Genomic DNA, 18605 nt, shown 5'->3' on the forward strand with positions numbered 1-18605 from the left:
AACACAGTAGTTAAGCTCGTAAACGCCGAAAGTACTTGGCTGGAAACGGCCTGGGAGGATAGGAAGTCGCTGATAAATAAAAAAAGACACCCAGTAGGGTGTCTTTTTTTATTAATCTGTAAGTTTACATACGAGCAGGCCGGCCTGGAATCCCCAGTGAACCACTTTCATAGGAGCATAGCGACGCATGAAAGTGTGTGAATCGGGGAGTTCGGCCCGTAAGGTTTTCTACGACCGAAGGGAGTAAGAAAATCCACAGGGCAGAACAGGAAGTTGCCAATGAAAAAACTATTTTTGCAAGCCCTTTCCAGCCAACATGAAAAAAACACTTGAAATAATAAAGATAATTTTACATAATGACAAATCAATCGTAACCTTGTATACTATATCTATTATTAAGGTAACTAAGGTGATAATATGATACATACTACACGTAATAATATTTTCAAAAAACCTAAAATGGAATTTTTTAATACCTTTGATCGTGAGGAATTTCTCCTATTAATTGTAAAAGGTATAGTCATAGGAATTGCAGCCGGCATAATTGGTTCTGCTTTCAGATATATTATTCATTGGGGAAATGACTATCGTCATGAATTCATGGCTAGTGCTACGATAGAGCAAATCATTATATGGATTATCGTTATGATGATCTTAGGTTGGTGTTGTCATCTTTTGCTAAAATGGGCACCCTTGTCGGGAGGTTCAGGAATACCTCAAATTGAAGGAGAAATGAAGGGGATTTTTAATATGAATCCTTTCCCTACGTTGGTATCTAAATTTTTTGGTGGTGCTTTTACAGGTATCGTAGGATTTTCTGTTGGGCGCGAAGGGCCTTCTGTGCAATTAGGTGGAGCTACAGGAAAACTCTTGTCGAATTGGTTTGGCAGCTCGTTACGTGAGGAGCGGATTTTAACATCTGCAGGGGCGGCAGCTGGTTTGACTGCTGCCTTCAGTGCACCAGTATCAGGAGCTATCTTTGTATTTGAAGAAGTGCATAAAAGTTTTTATCCTAAGCTTGTGATTCCTACATTTTCTGCTACTATATCATCTAACTTAATTACGTCTTTAGTATTTGGATTAACACCGTCATTGGGATTTTCTGTTATGGAAAGTATTCCTATTGAGTATTTCACAACACTTTTCATATTAGGAGTTGCTGTGGGATGCTTTGGAGTTATTTTTAATCGTATGATTGTAGGAGTAAAGTGTATCTATGATAGACTACCCATATCTAGAGGGTGGAAAATTTCTTTAACATTTCTTGGGGTAACTCTATTAGGCTTAGATTCACAAATGCTGCTAGGTGGTGGTAATGATGTAGTAACCATGATGGTTGCTCATCAACAGACATTACAAGTATTGCTATACATTGTGATAGGTAAAATTGTGTTAACTTCCATTTGTTATGGTAATGGTGCACAAGGTGGTATATTTCTACCGATGGTTGTAATTGGATCAGCAGTGGGGGCATTGATGCATAGCATATTAGTAGAATTACACATGCTACCGAATGCCTTTGGAAGTAGTTTTATCATTTGCGGTATGGCAGGTATGTTAGCAGCCTCTATGCGAACTCCATTGTTAGCTATCTTATTGGTACTAGAAATGACAAATAGCTTTCACAGTATTTACCAAGTAGGTACTGTGGCCATTATTGCGTATTTAACGGCTGAATTTATGAAAGAATTACCAATTTATGATAATTTATTACTTCGTATGAGCCAAGGCATTGTAGGAGCAGAAGAAGAGCAAACATTTTTCCAAACTCGTCTATCAGTCGTTTGCCCTTATGTAGATACGATGTTGAAAGATATTGAAATGCCAAGAGGATCTATGATCGTCAGCATTGATCGAGGAGGACAACCGATTGTACCAGTGGCCACAACAGTATTACAGTGTGGAGACGAACTATATGTGTCCTGTACAAAAGGTCAGTTAAAAGAAGTAAAAGAATTTTTTGGTCTTTAACATTTCTTATGGAGTTACGATAGGAGATATGCTACTATACATATAGGTACTAGTTGGAGTATTAAAATTTTGAAAGATGGTATATCATTACAAGTCTTACTATACTGTATTAGAAGCTATCTGAGAAACGTTTTCTAGTATGTTGGTTCCAGCCTATTAAGAGTAATAGACTGGCGGATGATTTTATATTAAATAGCATGTACTACATAGAAAGGACCATACATATGGCAATGATGGAATTTACAGACCGCCCCCTAACAGTAGCGGTGATTACAGTGTCTGATACAAGAACAAAAGAGACAGATAAAGGTGGAGCCCGAGTTGAAGAATTAGCTCGCGAGGCTGGATTTGTGGTGGTATCTCGTCAAATTGTGACAGATACAATTGATGAGATTCAAGGAGCCATTCATCAGGCTTTCACTGGCAATTATGATGAAGAAGTTCTAGTTTTGGATACTTCCACAAATAATGCTGTACGAGCTTGGACTTATGAGAGCAATGTCAGTGGTGCAGATATTATTATTAGCACTGGAGGCACTGGTATTGCCAAACGTGATGTATCCATCGAAGCAGTGCAACCCTTATTGGATAAAGAAATTCCAGGGTTTGGCGAGTTATTTCGTTTTTTAAGCTACCGTGATGATATTGGAACGAAAGCGTTGGCATCTCGTGCTATTGGCGGGGTAAAAGATCATACGATTTTATTTGCTATTCCAGGATCAGTAGGGGCTGTTACACTAGCCATGAAAGAATTGATTTTACCGGAAGTTAAACATTTAAAGCGAGAATTAATTAAATAGTGGATTGCGATAGCTATCTTTAGTAACTATGTATTATAGTAGTGCTAAGATAGCTATTTTTGTTGCGCCCATAGATGTGATGTAAAGATAGTAAAGCAAAGCGGCAACAGATAGAAGTCTTCTGAAAAATAGGCAATTATAATAATAGAGACATCTAAATGAATAGTATTACGTATTAAAAGTAAAAAATGTATATAGGCTTTTGTAATTTGTATGCACAAGTGAATGGTAACGTGCTATAATGGAATTATCTAAATTACATAGTAAGTTATTGGAGGAAGTAATGGCTTTCAATTTAAAAGGAAAAGAAGAAAAGTTTTTCAGTATGCTCAATGATCATGCTGAGTTATGTCATGAGGCAGCACAATTGATGCAAGATGTGTTTGAAGGAGAAGTGGAGAAGCGAGAAGCTCTTCGCGAAATTGAACAAAAGGAACATGAGGCAGATGAATTGGTAGCGGCTACTATGGACCGTTTGCGTAAAACATTTATTACGCCAATGGATCGTGAAGACATTCAACTTTTGATTGATCAATTAGATAACACGATTGATAATATTAAAGAAATTATGGATAAAATGGTAATGTATCAAGTGCAAAGCGAACCAACTGCAGGAGCAATCCGTATGGCAGAAATCGTAGCTAAATGTTGCAAACACATTAAAAAATCTATTTCTTATATGGGGAGTTTAAAAAAGAACTATCTAAAAGTAGAAGGTCGTGCATTAGAGGTGTTGCGTCTAGAAGCAGAGGCAGATGATATTTATCATGTGGAAATGGCGAAACTTTTTACAGAGTGCAGTGACCCTATTGAAATCATTAAGTGGAAGGAAATTCTTAGCTCCATGGAAGAAGTTATCGATGGCTCTGAGACTTTGGTAGGAACATTCCGCCGGGTAGTATTAAAGTATGCTTGATGGTTGGGTGATATGGGCCGTCGTTTTGCTCGCATTGGCCTTTGACTATATAAATGGATTCCATGATACTGCTAATGCAATTGCCACATCAGTATCTACTCGAGCCATAGCGCCAAAGACGGCTGTTATGATGGCAGCCACGTTAAACTTTTTGGGAGCTATGGTGAGTACGGGTGTTGCTAAAACAATTGGTGGAGATATTGTTACAGCCCCAGAGATGATTAACGGAGAAATTATTGTTGCAGCTCTTGTAGGAGCTATTTTCTGGAACCTCTTAACTTGGTGGTATGGGATTCCAAGCTCTTCTTCCCATGCCTTAATTGGTGGTATCATTGGTGCTGTGTTGATTTCTGTAGGCCCTGAAGCTCTGCAAGCTGGTGGGATTGGTAAGATTTTTATTTCTTTGGTGGCATCTCCTATTCTAGCACTAGTATTGGGCTATATTGTTATGAAAATACTACTGATCCTATTTGGACGATTTTCGCCAATTATCTTAAATGATCGATTTCGGAATATGCAATTAGTATCTGCGGCACTTATGTCATTCTCGCACGGTTCCAATGATGCACAAAAAGCGATGGGCATAATTACGTTAACCTTAGTAGCTAGTGGACATTTGCAAACCTTAGATGTACCTATTTGGGTTAAAATTGCCTGTGCTACAGCAATGGCATTAGGTACAGCAGCAGGTGGTTGGAAAATTATTGCTACTGTAGGTAGTAAAATTTTTAAACTAGAAAGTATTAATGGATTTGCAGCTGATTTGAACTCTGCCATTACTATTTTTACAGCTACATTATTGCATTTACCAGTATCTACTACACATGTTGTGAGTGGATCTATTATGGGGGTAGGTACAGCCATGCGTGTAAGAGCGGTTAACTGGAGCACTGCAAGGTCTATGGTATTTGCTTGGTTTATTACGATACCATTATCTGCAGGCGTATCTGCACTAGCTTATGTGATTATTGATACATTAGCACATATATAAAAAATGAAGAAGTTGTGAAGAAATAGGTTGCAACATTCTCAATAATTTCTTATAATAGAAACAAGAGATGCTCGAACGCTTTTGCACTCGAGCATTTTTTTGCAAGTTTAAAGTATACCTAAGTAGTGTACTTTTGATGACGGATAGAGTTTTATGAAGGATAGATAACAAAAGAGGAGGACTCATTGAAATTTAATCAAGCGACAGACTATGCATTTCGTATTCTTTTATATATGTCTACATTACCTTTTGGTACTCGTAAGGTAGGCTCAGAGTTAGCACGTACTAGCAAGATTCCTGAACGATTTCTACTAAAAATTATGAGATATTTAGTGAATGCAAAATTATTGCACTCTTACCGAGGCGTAGATGGTGGATTTACATTGGCCAAAAAGCCTAAAGATATTAGTTTGTATGATGTGGTAACAGCGGTAGAAGGAGACACATATTTACAACATTGTTTATATGACTCTGAAAGTTGCTCTCGTGGCTGCCATGGTCAATGCGCCGTACAAGAGGCAGTTGGTAAAATTCAAGCTGTACTAATACAAGAGTTAAAAAATGTTGATTTCGAAACGTTAGCAAAACGTGAGCGTTCGATTCAAATATCATTGCACCATGTGGTATAAATTGTATTCAAGTGAGGAGGAATTAACATGATGGATGCAGTCTTGTTAGCTCGTTTTCAATTTGCATTGACAACGATCTATCATTGGCTCTTCGTTCCGTTTACGCTAGGTATGACAGTATTAGTAGCAATACTAGAAATTACTTATGTGCGTACGAAAAACGAAGTGTACAAAAAAATGGCAAAGTTCTGGGGGAAATTATTCTTAATTAACTTTGCAATGGGTGTTGTAACAGGTATCGTTCAAGAGTTCCATTTTGGAATGAACTGGGCGGAATACTCTCGCTTCATGGGAGATATCTTCGGAGCTCCTTTGGCGTTAGAAGCCTTAACAGCCTTTTTCTTAGAGTCCACTTTTATGGGGGCTTGGATTTTTGGTTGGGATAAATTATCCCCTAAAGCACATGCATTTGTAGCAGTGTTGGTAGCTATCGGAAGTAACTTATCCGCATTCTGGATTTTAGTAGCGAACTCATTTATGCAACATCCAGTTGGATATGCACTTCGTAATGGCCGTGCAGAAATGGATTCCTTTGCGGCTATCCTACAAAATGGGTATTTACCAGGTCAATATTTGCACATCTTTACAGATGGTATCTTAACAGCAGGTGTTATCATTGCTTCTGTTAGTGCATGGCATTTATTGAAGAATAATCACGTAGATTTTTACTCTAAATCTATTAAGTTTGGTTTAGGTGCAGCAGTAATTGGTGGTTTATTAGTTAGTGGCGCAGGTCACTTCCAAGGCCAAACAGTAGCCAAATTACAACCAATGAAAGTAGCTGCTTTTGAAGCATTGTGGGAAACACATGATCCAGCTCCATTTGCTATCGTTGCTGGCATTGACCAAGATGGCAAAAAGAACAATTTTGAAATTGGTGTACCAGGGGCGCTATCCTTTGTAGTTCATGATTCTTTCAAAGGCGAAGTAAAAGGTATCAATGACCTTCAAAAAGAAGCAGAACTAAAACACGGTGCAGGCGATTATGTGCCACATGTAACATCTATGTTCTGGTCTTTCCGTGTGATGATTTTAGCAGGTATCTTGATGCTTGTTACATCTATCGTAGGTTACTACTTGCATATGAAAGGCAAATTGCTTAATAACAAAGCAGCCTTAAAAGCGATTTATCATATGTTAGCCCTTCCATTCATTGCGAACTCCACAGGCTGGTATGTAGCAGAAGCGGGTCGTCAACCTTGGCTTGTATATGGCTTACAAAAAACGGCGGATGGTGCATCTAAAGTGGTAACAGCCCCAGAAATCTGGACAACAATTATCGGTTTTACAGCTGTATACGTAGTCATGGCAATTGCCGCAATCTACTTGGCAGTAAAACATATTCAAGCGGGGCCAGCGGGTAACCCAGCTCATGATGTGGTTGAACAAGAGGAGGCTACATTATGGAAATAATTACAAATAACTTAGAATTAATTTGGTTCATCTTAGTAGGTGTTTTATTTACGGGATTCTTTATTTTAGAAGGTCTTGACTATGGTGTAGGCATGTGGCTCCCATTCTTGGGTAAAACAGACCGTGAACGCCGCCAATTAATCAATACTATCGGTCCTGTATGGGACGGTAACCAAGTATGGATGCTCACCGCTGGTGGTGCTATGTTTGCATCCTTCCCACAAGTATATGCTACCTTATTCAGTGGTTTCTACTTGGCATTGTTCTTGATGTTAGCAGCGTTAATCGCTCGTGGGGTATCTTTTGACTTCCGCAGTAAAGATAAAAGCCCAACATGGCGTGCTGCTTTCGACTGGTGCATTTTCTTTGGATCTGCTATCCCAGCACTTCTTTGGGGTGTTACAGTAGGTAACTTGATCCAAGGTACACCTATCGATAAAGATATGAACTTTGTAGGTGGGTTCTTAGATTTATTGAGCGTATACACGATTCTTTGTGGCGTTGCCTTCGTGTGCGTATTCTTGTACCATGGTGCTTTATATGCATCCGTGAAAACAACAGGGGACATCTCTGAACGCGCTCGTGCAGCTGCATTAGTAGAAGGTGTGATTACAGCAGTAGGTGCGTTGGTATTGGTAGGAGCTACCTATGTATACACAGACCTATTCAACAGCACATTAGCTACCGTAGCATTTGCATTAGCTATTCTTAGCTTCTTAGTATCTTGGGGCTTTACACGTGCTCGCCAAACAGGTAAAGGTTTCGTGTTCAGTGCATTGACAATTCTATTTGTAACCCTTGCGTACTTTGCAGGATTGTTCCCTCGTATCATGGTATCTAGCATTGATCCAGCGTACAGCTTAACAATCATGAATGCTGCATCCTCTACGTATACATTAACATTGATGACAATCGTAGCGTGCATCTTCGTACCAATCGTATTGGCGTACCAAGCATGGGCATACTACTATTTCCGTCATCGTGTTACACAAGATGACTTACACTATTAATCTATAGTGATTTTAAAAGGGGCGTGATTACACGTCCCTTTTCTTGCATATGATAAGAATCGACAAACACGTATTCTGGAAAGGAGGTCTGATGATTCATCCCTTTGCTTGGCAATTAGTGAAATTGCATCCTCGTTCCTATGGAGGATTACTATTGTTTACCTTGCTTGGCACGGTAGCAACGTTAGGGCAAGCATATGCTTTTGCTTGTATTATTGATAGGCTAGTAGTACAAGGTGGAGATATATCTTTTGATTATATACTAGGATTAATGTTAATGATTTTTCTACGTATGGTTTGTACCCATGGAGAGCAGTGGTTGCGAGATCATATTGCAAGTGCAGTTCATGATGACCTACGCAATCGTGTGCTACACCATATGTTATCTCAAGGGGTACGTCAATCCGAGAGTGCTGGTTCTATCACACATATATTGACTGATGGGTTAGATCATGTAGATGCTTATATGAGTCAATATATTCCACAAGCATTATATGCTGTATTGATTCCACTTATATTGTCTATTGCTATTATTAATTCTATCTCTTGGATTGGTTGGATTTTATTGCTAACCTACCCTTTGATTCCTTTTTTTATGATTCTCATTGGTAAGGAAGCAGATAAACTAAATAAGCAGCAATGGGAACGAATGCAATTCTTAGGAGCACATTTCCTTGACGTATTACAAGGTTTAACAACACTGAAAGTATTTGGTCGTGCCAAAGAACAGATTCATGTGATAGGTCGTTTATCTGGAGAGTTTCGCGATGCTACATTAAAGGTATTGCGTATCGCCTTTTTGTCTGCCTTAGTGTTAGAATTAATCGGTACAATAAGTACAGCCATGATTGCTGTCTACTTAGGGGTATCCTTAGTATATGGGGAAGTAGAGTTTTTACCAGCTTTCTTTATTTTGCTACTGGCACCAGATTTCTATGCCCCCCTACGACAGTTGGGATCTGCGTTTCATACGGGTTTATCAGGTAAAGTGAGCCTTACAGCAGTGGAGGAGTATATAACATCAGGTGTAGAAGTAGTTCATACAGGTCAGAAAACACTTAAGGGTCCGATTCAAACTATTGAGTTTTGGGATGTGGCATACGAATATGAAGAAGATCATGTAGGCTTAGCCACTTTTACAGGTGTATTGGAACGTGGCCGTTCTTATATGCTAGTTGGTGAAAGTGGAGCGGGTAAAACCACTATATCTAATGTGCTCATGCAATTATTAACGCCTACTAAGGGCCAAGTGACCATAGATGGTTATGATTTACAAACCTTAGACAGTCAATGGTACCATGAGCAGATTGCGTATCTCAGTCAAACCCCATATATTATGAGTGGTACCTTACGGGAGAACTTACAATTTGGCTTACCGGCGACTGATGAAACCTTATGGCAAGTACTAGAACAAGTACAGCTAGCTGATTTTGTAGCTACTTTACCAAAGGGATTAGATACATTGATTGGAGAAGGTGGCTACGGATTGTCCGGTGGACAACGCCAACGATTAGCCTTAGGACGGACCTTGTTACGACCAGCACAAATCCTTATTCTTGACGAAGTAACAGCTCATTTAGATGTGGAAACTGAGCATCTAATTATGCAGGTATTGCATCAGTATGGGCAAGATAAAATCGTCTTGTATGTGGGGCATCGTGTGCAAACTATGAAGTATGTGGACATTTTATTTGTAATGCAAGAAGGCCGATTAGTAGAATCTGGTAGTTATAGAGACTTAGTCGCACAAAATGGATATTTTACATCCCTAGTGAATACCTATAGTAATCCTGTGATGCGAAAGGTAGTGGAGGAGACACTAAAGTCTGAATCCCCTAATCCAGCATTAGGAGCAGACTATAGCAGTGGCGATACATCGTACGATATAGTGCGACAAGTTGAAATAGAAACATTACATAATACACATGCATCGAATGTTAAAGAACATAATACCATGGGAAATACGCAACAGAATATCCGCCGAGGCTTATGGTCACTCTGGAAGTTACTATCTGGGCATAAAGCCTTGCTAGTGGGTAGTGTAGTTTTTGCTATGGCTACGGTGCTCATGAATATTGGCTTACTTACTACGTCCACATGGCTCATAACAAAAGCCTCAGAGCATCCTCTATTGGTGGTGTTGAGTTTGGCAATTGTTGGAGTACGATTCTTTGGGATTAGCCGTGCTATCTGTCGGTATGGGGAACGTTATGTGTCGCATTCTATGGCTTTCCAAGGTTTATACGAATTGCGTATTGCCTTCTTTAAAAGACTAGAACCATTGGTGCCACGTATCTTTCAATCTATGAAAATGGGGGACCTCCTAGGACGGATTATGGCAGATATTGAGACATTACAGTTCTTTTATTTGCGTACCTTAGTGCCTAGTTTGTCCTTCCTCGTTGTTACAGTGCTAGGCTGTATCATAGGATACCAATTGCATCCGATAGTAGCTATGGTGATTGCATTGTACAGTATTCTTGTAGGCGTAGTGCTGCCAATGATCATTACCTATGTGCTACGGCAAGTACCACCTATGCGATTACATACAAGAGGGCGTATGAAAGAGGAACTCATCGAATCCATTCATGGCGTGGTAGATATTATTATGAGTCATCAAGAAAAACGATTTGTACAGTCTATGAAAGCATCTTTTCGTGATTTTGATGGTTGGCAAAGTCTATGGAATCGTGGCGTTCGTTGGAATCAGACTATCCTCTTAGGGTTAGCACAATCTGCCTTATTAGTAGGGATTATCGTTGGCGTATGGGTGATTGATGGCATTACCTACGGACCGCTATGGGTGGCGGTCATCGCTATTGGATTGCAGTCCTACTTTGAAGCATTACAACCTATGACAGAAGCATCCTTGCATGGCTATGAAAGCGCTTTAGCTATGGAGCGATTGGAACAGCTAGACGATCGATCAGGACAGGAGAAAACATCATTAGAAAGCATGAACCATCAGAGTTCCATAGACGTGGATAAAACAGTATCTCCGATGATTCTTATGCAAGCTCTATCCTTTGCTTATGATGTACTGCCTATTTACGAGGAATTAGAATTGTCCATTCAAAAAGGTGAGAAAGTAGCTATTGTAGGTCCTAGTGGGTCCGGTAAAAGCACATTGTTTGCACTGTTACAAGGATGGTATGCATACAGTGGTACTATCTTTATTGATGGAGTTGATACAAGGGCACTTTCAGAGGAAGAATTGCAATCGTATATGGCATATGCTACCCAAGATATCTATATATTCCATGCTACAATTGGCGATAACATCCGATTGGCTAAGCCGAGTGCTACAGATGAAGACATTTGGCAAGCCTTAGAAGCGGTGCAATTGGCGGACTGGGTACGGACATTACCAAAAGGTTTGCGCACCATGGTCGGTCAAGGGGGCATGGGTCTCAGTGGTGGACAACGACAACGCCTTGGTATGGCACGCTTGTATTTACGTGATGCAGAGATTTTGCTTTTGGATGAGCCACTAGAAGGATTAGATCAAGTCACAAGGCACTTGGTACAAGATCAGTTGAGTACTTTGTTCCAAGGAAAAACTGTATTATACATTACACACCATATCGAACAACTTCATGAAATGGATCGTATTGTATTCTTAGAAGATGGACGCATTGTGGAAAGTGGAACTTATGAACGCTTATTAGCTTTACAAGGTCGATTCTACGAATACCATCGATTGAGCATGGAACGCATTTAGTATAGGTGGGGCTTTTCTTTCATTTGTAAGGGGACTATGATATAATTGTGATAACTATGAAAGTGTATCACTTAGATTCAGATAACCTACTAGATAGGAGATATATATGGGACAATTAGTTACAAAGCTGTTGAAATTAGCCAATACTGTAACTACACAAACACATATAGAAGCCCCACGTTTACCAGAGCAACTAGAAGATGGAAATACGCTGTACGATCATCGTATGCTATCCATTGAGGAAGAAGCGGTGAACCGTAAGATGCGATCTGTGGTGCGTAATCATTGGTTCTTTCATTCCATTATTTTTGAATTTGAACCAAACAATAAGGTATTCATGAATGTCATCACGAAATTGGGGAATGTCATCAATGTAGAATTTGATATTGATGATATTTGGTTTGATGATTATACATCTACCATTCAGCTTAAATTAGATGTAGCCAATGTAGATATGGGTGGTTTATTTTTAAATATCATTACTCATATTTTGGGAAATTGGAGTTTGCATGTATTAGGGATGTTTTTTAATCCTTTCAGCATCGGTGATGATACATCATCTATGCGTTTAGAAAAGAAAGGTATTATTCGATTTGACTTGTCACCGGATAGCCCTGTACGAGAGTTTATTCCTTGGCCACAGCGACCAAAAGATAGCGTAGGGCCGGTGCTATTAACAGCCATCAGATCGGGACAATCTGTGCTGCAAGTGGAGTATTATGCATTCCATCAGAAGTTAGAAACCTATTTAGCTCCTGAAATGCCGGTAAAAACGAACTGGGTTCGCTCCATTGACATGGCGGCAGCTTTGTTAATGCCCATAGGGGTTTGGGTGAGCTTTATTATCTTGAACCATTACTTACCACATGAAGAGCTACAGGACTTTTCTTTCTCTACGTATTTCTTTATTTCCTTGAGCATTTTGCTATTCAGTTTTGTGGTCATGAATATTCCTCGTTATATTTACATGTATTTTGAAACGAGGAAAAAATGGCAATCTGTATTTGTGAGCAATAATATTAAGATCCAGATGCGACGATTACAACGACGTATTGCTATGCAGAAGCAGGCTTTAGAGAATGATAAAAATGTTATGAAACGACAAGAACACATCGTGGAAATGTTGATGCAAATACGAGATAAACGATTCTTGGCACATCGATTGAAAGTGGCTGATGAAGACCGGGATCGGAAACAAAAAGTAAAGTTTATCATAGCCTATGTGCTGTGTACGTTCCTCGAATGGATGCTCCTTATACACTAAGCACTGATGTATTTTGGGTGGGAGGGGGATATATGTCTGAAAAAAACATGCTGCCGCAAATTGTTTTTTACAGACATATATCCCCCTTTTTTTATACAGTCAGTGCTAAGGTAGGCGTCACATGGGAGGATGCTGCCGCAAATTATTTTTATGTCTCACATATCCCTCCTTTTCAAATGTAGAAAGTGCTGAGGTAGGCGTCGCATGGGAGCATGCTGTCGCAAATTGTTTTTTACAGACATATATCTCCCTTTTTTTATACAGTCAGTGCTAAGGTAGGCGTCGTATGGGAGTCTAAAGTAGCTGAGTGTTCAGTAAAATAGAAAAATGTTGTGTAAATAAAAGGACTGCTCCTTGTGCTAGGCACAGGTTGCAGTCCTTTGTTTATTTTTTAACGTCTGGGACGTTGGTTGGGTTTGCTTTGAATGGTGTTTTCACCAGTGTGGATTTGCTTGGTTCTGGGGCCTCTATATTGGGATGCTCCCACTCTAGTTGCATGATGCGGAACTGGTGTTGGTTGGCGGAACGTTTGAGCTGCCAGTTGTCACGTTCTAGTTCTTTTAGTCGTTCTCCGTGAGAGTTACTGATGTTTTCTAGGTTGGTCAAGCGATAGTGAAATGTATCGCTATGTTCCATGGTATGCTCTGTGTCAACTCGTTCTTTCAGAGCGTTGATTTCTAGTTGTTGTGATACCATCCAATAGGTTGTGCTTAGCACGTAGAGGATAATCCAGAACACTGGCCTCTTTAGGAGAGGGCCTACTTTCAGAAGCAGATTACTCAGCTGTTTCATCATGGGTGTCGCCAGGAATCAATGGCAAGCGCGCCATCACAAAGTCTAACCATAAGCGGGAAGCATGAGATAGGTAATGTCCTTTTTTCCAAATAACGTGTAAAGTATGCATAATTTCAGGATTTACTAAAGGACGTACCACAACGCTAGATCCTACTTTTGTATTTTCATCTTCCGTAGGGCATAGACGACTAGGTAATAAAGCGATTGCTAAGTGAGCGGCTACGGTTTGTAACATCAAATCGCGTTGGCTAGTTTCAAATACAATATGTGGTTGGAAGCCAACAGATTTACAAGATTTTACAATTTCATCATGAAGGTTAAAATCATCTTTATGTAACACAAAAGATTGATCTGCTAATTGATCAAGAGAAATAGATTCTTCTAGGGCTAATGGATTATCTTTTGGTAAGATAACGCTTAAAGGATCACTCGTTAAATAGAATGAGTCAAATTCTTTTGAATTTGGTTTTGTACAGATAATCCCAACATCGATAAGACCTTCTTGGACAGAAATTTCTATTTTTTTAGAACCATGTTCATATAACTCTAATTCGATTTGAGGATAGGTTTGTTTGAACTCACCTAATAATTGTGCAAAGATTGGAGCGTCTGTAACTGGTGGTAAACCAATTAATACAGAACCTTGTTCTAAGCGGAATTCGTTTTCGAAATCGATTTTTAAATGTTCAAACATGAATACAACACGTTTCGCATGCGTTAAAAAGATGGTGCCGCCATCAGTCATTTCAACAGATTTTGCATTACGAATGAATAACACAACACCTAGCTCGTCTTCTAATGCTTTTATAGTACGACTAATAGCAGATTGTGAAATGTGAAGATTTCTTGCGGCCTTGCTGAAACTTTTTTGATCCGCTACTTCTACGAAGTATTTTAAGTGATGAAAGTCCATAATGCACCTCTTAAATATGGTAATAACAAAAGCCCTCTTTTTTAGTATGCTATTTGAGCAATAAAGCATGTGTAAATGTAAATTGATAATCGCATAATTAGCAATGGATATAGTGTATATGGTATTGCGAAGTTCTCGTTCTCAATGTATAATGAAACCATAAGGCTATATCAATTTGTTCAAGAAGTAGAGTTACTACTTCACAAATTTGCAAAGAGGTACTATATAACTTATATATTATTACATTTTTGCAACATATGCAATCTTTTTAGAAATAAATGATTCATATTTCAAAAAACATTTTGATACTCAAGAGGGGAGGACTCATCCTGCGAGTGCACGGACAAGGGTCTATATACATCCCCCTATTTTGTATGTAACTACAAGTGTTAATTTTTATTTGCTTTAAGGAGGCTATTTTAACATGCGTAAAATGAAAACTATGGACGGCAACCAAGCTGCAGCACACGTAGCGTATGGTTTCTCTGAAGTGGCAGCTATTTACCCAATCACACCATCTTCTCCAATGCCAGAACATGTGGATGAATGGGCAGGACAAGGTCGTAAAAACTTGTTTGGTCATACTGTACAGGTTGTTGAAATGCAATCCGAAGCCGGCGCTGCAGCAGCAGTTCACGGTTCTTTACAAGCGGGCGCATTGACAACTACGTTCACATCTTCTCAAGGTCTATTATTAATGTTACCTAACTTGTACAAAGTGTCTGGTGAGTTACTTCCAGGTGTATTCCACGTAGCAGCTCGTGCTATCGCAGCGCAAGCATTGTCTATCTTTGGTGACCATCAAGACGTTATGGCAGCTCGTGCTGCTGGTTGTGCTATGTTAGCAGAATCCTCTGTACAAGAAGTTATGGATCTTGCTCCAGTTGCGCATTTAACAGCGTTAAAAACTCGCGTTCCTTTCATCAACTTCTTCGACGGTTTCCGTACTTCTCACGAAATCCAAAAAATCGAAGTATTAGAATATGATGAATTAAAACCTTTAGTGGACCAAGAAGCGTTAGAAGCATTCCGTCAACGTGCGTTGAACCCAGATGCTCCTGTAACTCGTGGTACTGCTGAAAACCCTGATATCTACTTCCAACATCGTGAAGCTTCTAACCCATTCTACTTAGAAGTTCCAAATGTAGTAGAACATTACATGCATGAAATCAACAAAATCACTGGTCGTAACTACCAATTGTTCAACTACTATGGTGATGAAGATGCAACTGACGTAATCGTAACAATGGGTTCCTCTGCACAAGTAGCTACTGAAACTGTAGATTACTTACGTGCACAAGGCCGTAAAGTTGGTTTCGTACAAGTTCACTTATTCCGTCCATTCGCGACAGATCGTTTTGTAGCGGCTCTTCCAAAAACTGTAGAACGCGTAGCAGTATTAGACCGTACAAAAGAACCAGGTGCGTTAGCTGAACCTTTATTCTTAGACGTTCAAGCAGCACTTGTTCAACACAATATTAATGCTAAAGTATTCGGCGGTCGTTATGGTCTTTCTTCTAAAGACGTAATCCCAGCTGACCTTGTAGCAGTATTCGATAACATGTTAGCAGAAGCTGGCAAACGTTTCTTCACATTGGGTATCAATGACGATGTAACTAACTTGTCCTTAAACCGTGCTGAAGGCGTATCCGTAAAAACTGAAGGTTTAACTGGATGTAAATTCTGGGGCTTCGGTTCTGACGGAACTGTAGGTGCTAACAAATCTGCTATCAAAATCATCGGTGACCATACAGATATGTATGCACAAGCATACTTCGACTATGACTCCAAAAAATCTGGTGGTGTGACAATGTCCCACTTACGTTTTGGTAAAAATCCAATTAACAAACCATACTTGGTAACTGAACCAGAATTTATCGCTTGTCATCGTCAATCTTATGTTCATGAATATGATCTTCTTCGTGGCATTAAACATGGCGGTACATTCTTATTGAACTGTACTTGGTCTCCAGAAGAATTAGCAGAAAAATTACCTGCAAAACTTCGCCGTACAATTGCTGAAAAAGAATTGAACTTCTACATCATCAATGCAGCGAAAATTGCAGCTGAAATTGGTTTGGGTGGCCGTATCAACATGGTTACACAAGCTGCATTCTTCAAATTAACTGAAGATACAATCATTCCTATCGACAAAGCAGTTGAGTACTTAAAAGACTCCATTGAAAAAACATATGGTAAAAAAGGTGCTGACGTTGTTGCAATGAACAACAAAGCTGTTGATGAAGGCGTTGGGGCTCTTGTAAAAGTAGAAGTTCCAGCAGCATGGAAAGATGCAAAAGATTCCGAAGATACTTTCGAAAAATCTTCTTGCACAACTTGCCCAAGCTATGTGGCTAACATTGCAAAACCTGTTAATGCACAAGCTGGTTATGATTTACCAGTATCCGCTTTCACAGGCTATGAAGATGGTACATTACCTTCTGGTACTGCAGCATTCGAAAAACGTGGTGCCGCTTTATTCGTTCCTCACTGGATCAAAGAAAACTGTATCCAATGTAACCAATGTTCCTTCGTATGTCCACATGCGACTATCCGTCCTGTATTAGCGACAGCAGAAGAAGCAGCAGCAGGTCCTGAAAACTTTGAAACAATCCCAGAAATGATGACTAAAGGTGAATTGCAATTCCGTATTGCAGTATCTCCATTAGACTGCTTAGGTTGCGGTAACTGTGTAAACATTTGTCCAGCTCCTAAAGGAAAAGCAATCGAAATGCGCCCTATCGATGGCGAATTAGAATTTGCTCCAGCTTGGGATTATGGTGTAGCATTACCAACTAAATCTCACCCAATGAAACAAGAAACTGTAAAAGGTTCCCAATTCAAAACTCCATTGCTTGAGTTCTCCGGTGCTTGCGCAGGTTGTGGTGAAACTCCATATGCTAAATTGATTACTCAATTGTTCGGTGACCGTATGATGATTGCTAATGCAACAGGTTGTTCCTCCATTTGGGGTGCATCTATGCCGGCATCTCCATACACTAAAAACCAACAAGGCCAAGGTCCTGCATGGGCTAACTCCTTATTCGAGGATAACGCTGAGTTTGGTTACGGTATGTTCATCGGTACTGAAAAAATCCGTACACAATTAGCTGAAACTGTAGCTTCCATCGCTGAAACTGCTGATGAAGCAACTAAACAAGTTCTTGACTTATGGTTAGAAAAACGTCTTCAAGGCGAAGGTACTCGTGACCGCGCTAAAGCTGTGATCGATGCTCTTTCCAAAGTAGAACAAACAGAAGCTGTAAAAGAAGTATTGGCTAAAAAACAATACCTTGTAAAACGTTCCCAATGGATCTTTGGTGGTGACGGTTGGGCATACGATATCGGTTTCGGTGGCCTTGACCATGTATTGGCTTCCGGCGAAGACGTTAACGTATTCGTATTCGATACAGAAGTATACTCCAACACTGGCGGTCAAGCATCTAAATCTACTCGCGTAGGTGCGGTTGCTCAATTCGCTGCGCAAGGTAAACGTACAAACAAAAAAGACCTTGGTATGATTGCTATGACATATGGTAACATCTATGTGGCTCAAGTTGGTATGGGTGCTGACATGAACCAATTGATGAAAGCATTAGCAGAAGCTGAAGCATATCCAGGTCCATCCCTAATCATCGCTTACGCTCCATGTATCAACCATGGTATTAAAGGTGGTATGGGTAATGCACAAGCTGAAACTAAACAAGCTGTTGCATCCGGTTACTGGGATCTATACCGTTACAACCCAGCATTAAAAGCACAAGGCAAAAATCCATTCAGCCTTGATTCCAAAGAACCTGATTACGAATTATTCGATTCCTTCTTAGGAAAAGAAGTTCGTTACACATCTTTGGGTAAAGCAGTTCCTGCAATGAGCAAAGAATTGTTAGAAATCAACAAACAATTAGCTAAAGAACGCCGTCAATCCTATGTTCGTTTACAAAAAGGGTTTGAAGACGAATTACAAGGCTAATCAATAGCGAACGTAATATGGAAAGGCTCTCCTTCGGGAGGGCCTTTTTATCAGTTTGTATGAAGGTAAATTTCTTTTATAACATGGTAGTAATTTTACAAGGTATATTGCTGGAAAGTTGCAGATAATATATAAAGTTAAAGGGAGAATTCTTGACAAATAAGAATTAATAGCGTATACTAATTAGGTATTAACAAGTAGAAACCATC

At 39.6% G+C, this 18605-nt stretch carries 13 protein-coding genes and 1 other annotated feature (1 of these 14 running past the window's edge); of the genes, 11 read left to right on the forward strand and 2 right to left on the reverse strand.

What is annotated here, in order from left to right:
• Positions 1 to 417: 417 nt before the first annotated feature.
• The 10 genes from EO114_RS02245 to EO114_RS07835 all read left to right on the forward strand — a co-directional run bounded on the left by EO114_RS02245 (position 418) and on the right by EO114_RS07835 (position 12897).
• The gene (locus EO114_RS02245) at positions 418 to 1971 is read left to right on the forward strand and encodes a ClC family H(+)/Cl(-) exchange transporter (RefSeq protein WP_127061276.1); all 1554 of its coding nucleotides are present in this window, start codon (positions 418 to 420) and stop codon (positions 1969 to 1971) included.
• Positions 1972 to 2195: 224 nt separating this feature from the next.
• A complete protein-coding gene (locus tag EO114_RS02250; RefSeq protein ID WP_127010940.1) occupies positions 2196 to 2771 on the forward strand; it encodes a molybdenum cofactor biosynthesis protein B in 576 nt (191 codons plus the stop codon).
• A gap of 283 nt (positions 2772 to 3054) precedes the next feature.
• On the forward strand, positions 3055 to 3687 hold the full coding sequence (locus EO114_RS02255) for a DUF47 domain-containing protein (protein WP_127061278.1): 633 nt from the start codon (positions 3055 to 3057) through the stop codon (positions 3685 to 3687).
• On the forward strand, positions 3680 to 4678 hold the full coding sequence (locus EO114_RS02260; protein WP_009354128.1) for an inorganic phosphate transporter: 999 nt from the start codon (positions 3680 to 3682) through the stop codon (positions 4676 to 4678). The genes EO114_RS02255 and EO114_RS02260 overlap by 8 nt, the downstream gene beginning before the upstream one ends.
• Before the next feature lie 185 nt (positions 4679 to 4863).
• Positions 4864 to 5307, forward strand: coding sequence for an Rrf2 family transcriptional regulator (locus EO114_RS02265; protein WP_009354142.1), 444 nt, complete (start codon positions 4864 to 4866; stop codon positions 5305 to 5307).
• A 27-nt stretch (positions 5308 to 5334) separates the two neighbouring features.
• Positions 5335 to 6720: a cytochrome ubiquinol oxidase subunit I gene (locus EO114_RS02270; protein ID WP_082717814.1), complete on the forward strand. Its 1386-nt coding sequence runs from the start codon at positions 5335 to 5337 to the stop codon at positions 6718 to 6720.
• A complete protein-coding gene (cydB, locus tag EO114_RS02275; protein WP_062403412.1) occupies positions 6711 to 7730 on the forward strand; it encodes a cytochrome d ubiquinol oxidase subunit II in 1020 nt (339 codons plus the stop codon). Before EO114_RS02270 ends, cydB begins: the two co-directional genes overlap by 10 nt.
• 91 nt (positions 7731 to 7821) lie before the next feature.
• On the forward strand, positions 7822 to 11451 hold the full coding sequence (cydD, locus tag EO114_RS02280; RefSeq protein WP_164723743.1) for a thiol reductant ABC exporter subunit CydD: 3630 nt from the start codon (positions 7822 to 7824) through the stop codon (positions 11449 to 11451).
• 106 nt (positions 11452 to 11557) lie between these two features.
• The gene (locus EO114_RS02285; protein WP_009354136.1) at positions 11558 to 12715 is read left to right on the forward strand and encodes a hypothetical protein; all 1158 of its coding nucleotides are present in this window, start codon (positions 11558 to 11560) and stop codon (positions 12713 to 12715) included.
• A 32-nt stretch (positions 12716 to 12747) separates the two neighbouring features.
• The gene (locus EO114_RS07835; RefSeq protein WP_164723744.1) at positions 12748 to 12897 is read left to right on the forward strand and encodes a hypothetical protein; all 150 of its coding nucleotides are present in this window, start codon (positions 12748 to 12750) and stop codon (positions 12895 to 12897) included.
• Between the two features lie 202 nt (positions 12898 to 13099).
• On the opposite strand, the gene EO114_RS02290 is transcribed toward EO114_RS07835, so the two are convergent.
• Positions 13100 to 13411, reverse strand: a complete 312-nt coding sequence (locus EO114_RS02290) for a hypothetical protein (protein ID WP_164723745.1) — start codon at positions 13409 to 13411, stop codon at positions 13100 to 13102.
• A 79-nt stretch (positions 13412 to 13490) separates the two neighbouring features.
• Entirely contained in the window at positions 13491 to 14423 is a 933-nt protein-coding gene (locus EO114_RS02295) for a LysR family transcriptional regulator (protein ID WP_009354144.1), read from the reverse strand.
• Between the two features lie 424 nt (positions 14424 to 14847).
• Between EO114_RS02295 and nifJ the strand changes: the two genes are divergently transcribed.
• The gene (gene nifJ / locus EO114_RS02300) at positions 14848 to 18396 is read left to right on the forward strand and encodes a pyruvate:ferredoxin (flavodoxin) oxidoreductase (protein WP_127061286.1); all 3549 of its coding nucleotides are present in this window, start codon (positions 14848 to 14850) and stop codon (positions 18394 to 18396) included.
• Positions 18397 to 18585: 189 nt separating this feature from the next.
• Positions 18586 to 18605: a sequence feature (ribosomal protein L20 leader region), on the forward strand (it continues 90 nt past the right edge of the window).

This window comes from Veillonella sp. 3627 (genome assembly GCF_003992195.1).
Lineage (GTDB): Bacteria > Bacillota > Negativicutes > Veillonellales > Veillonellaceae > F0422.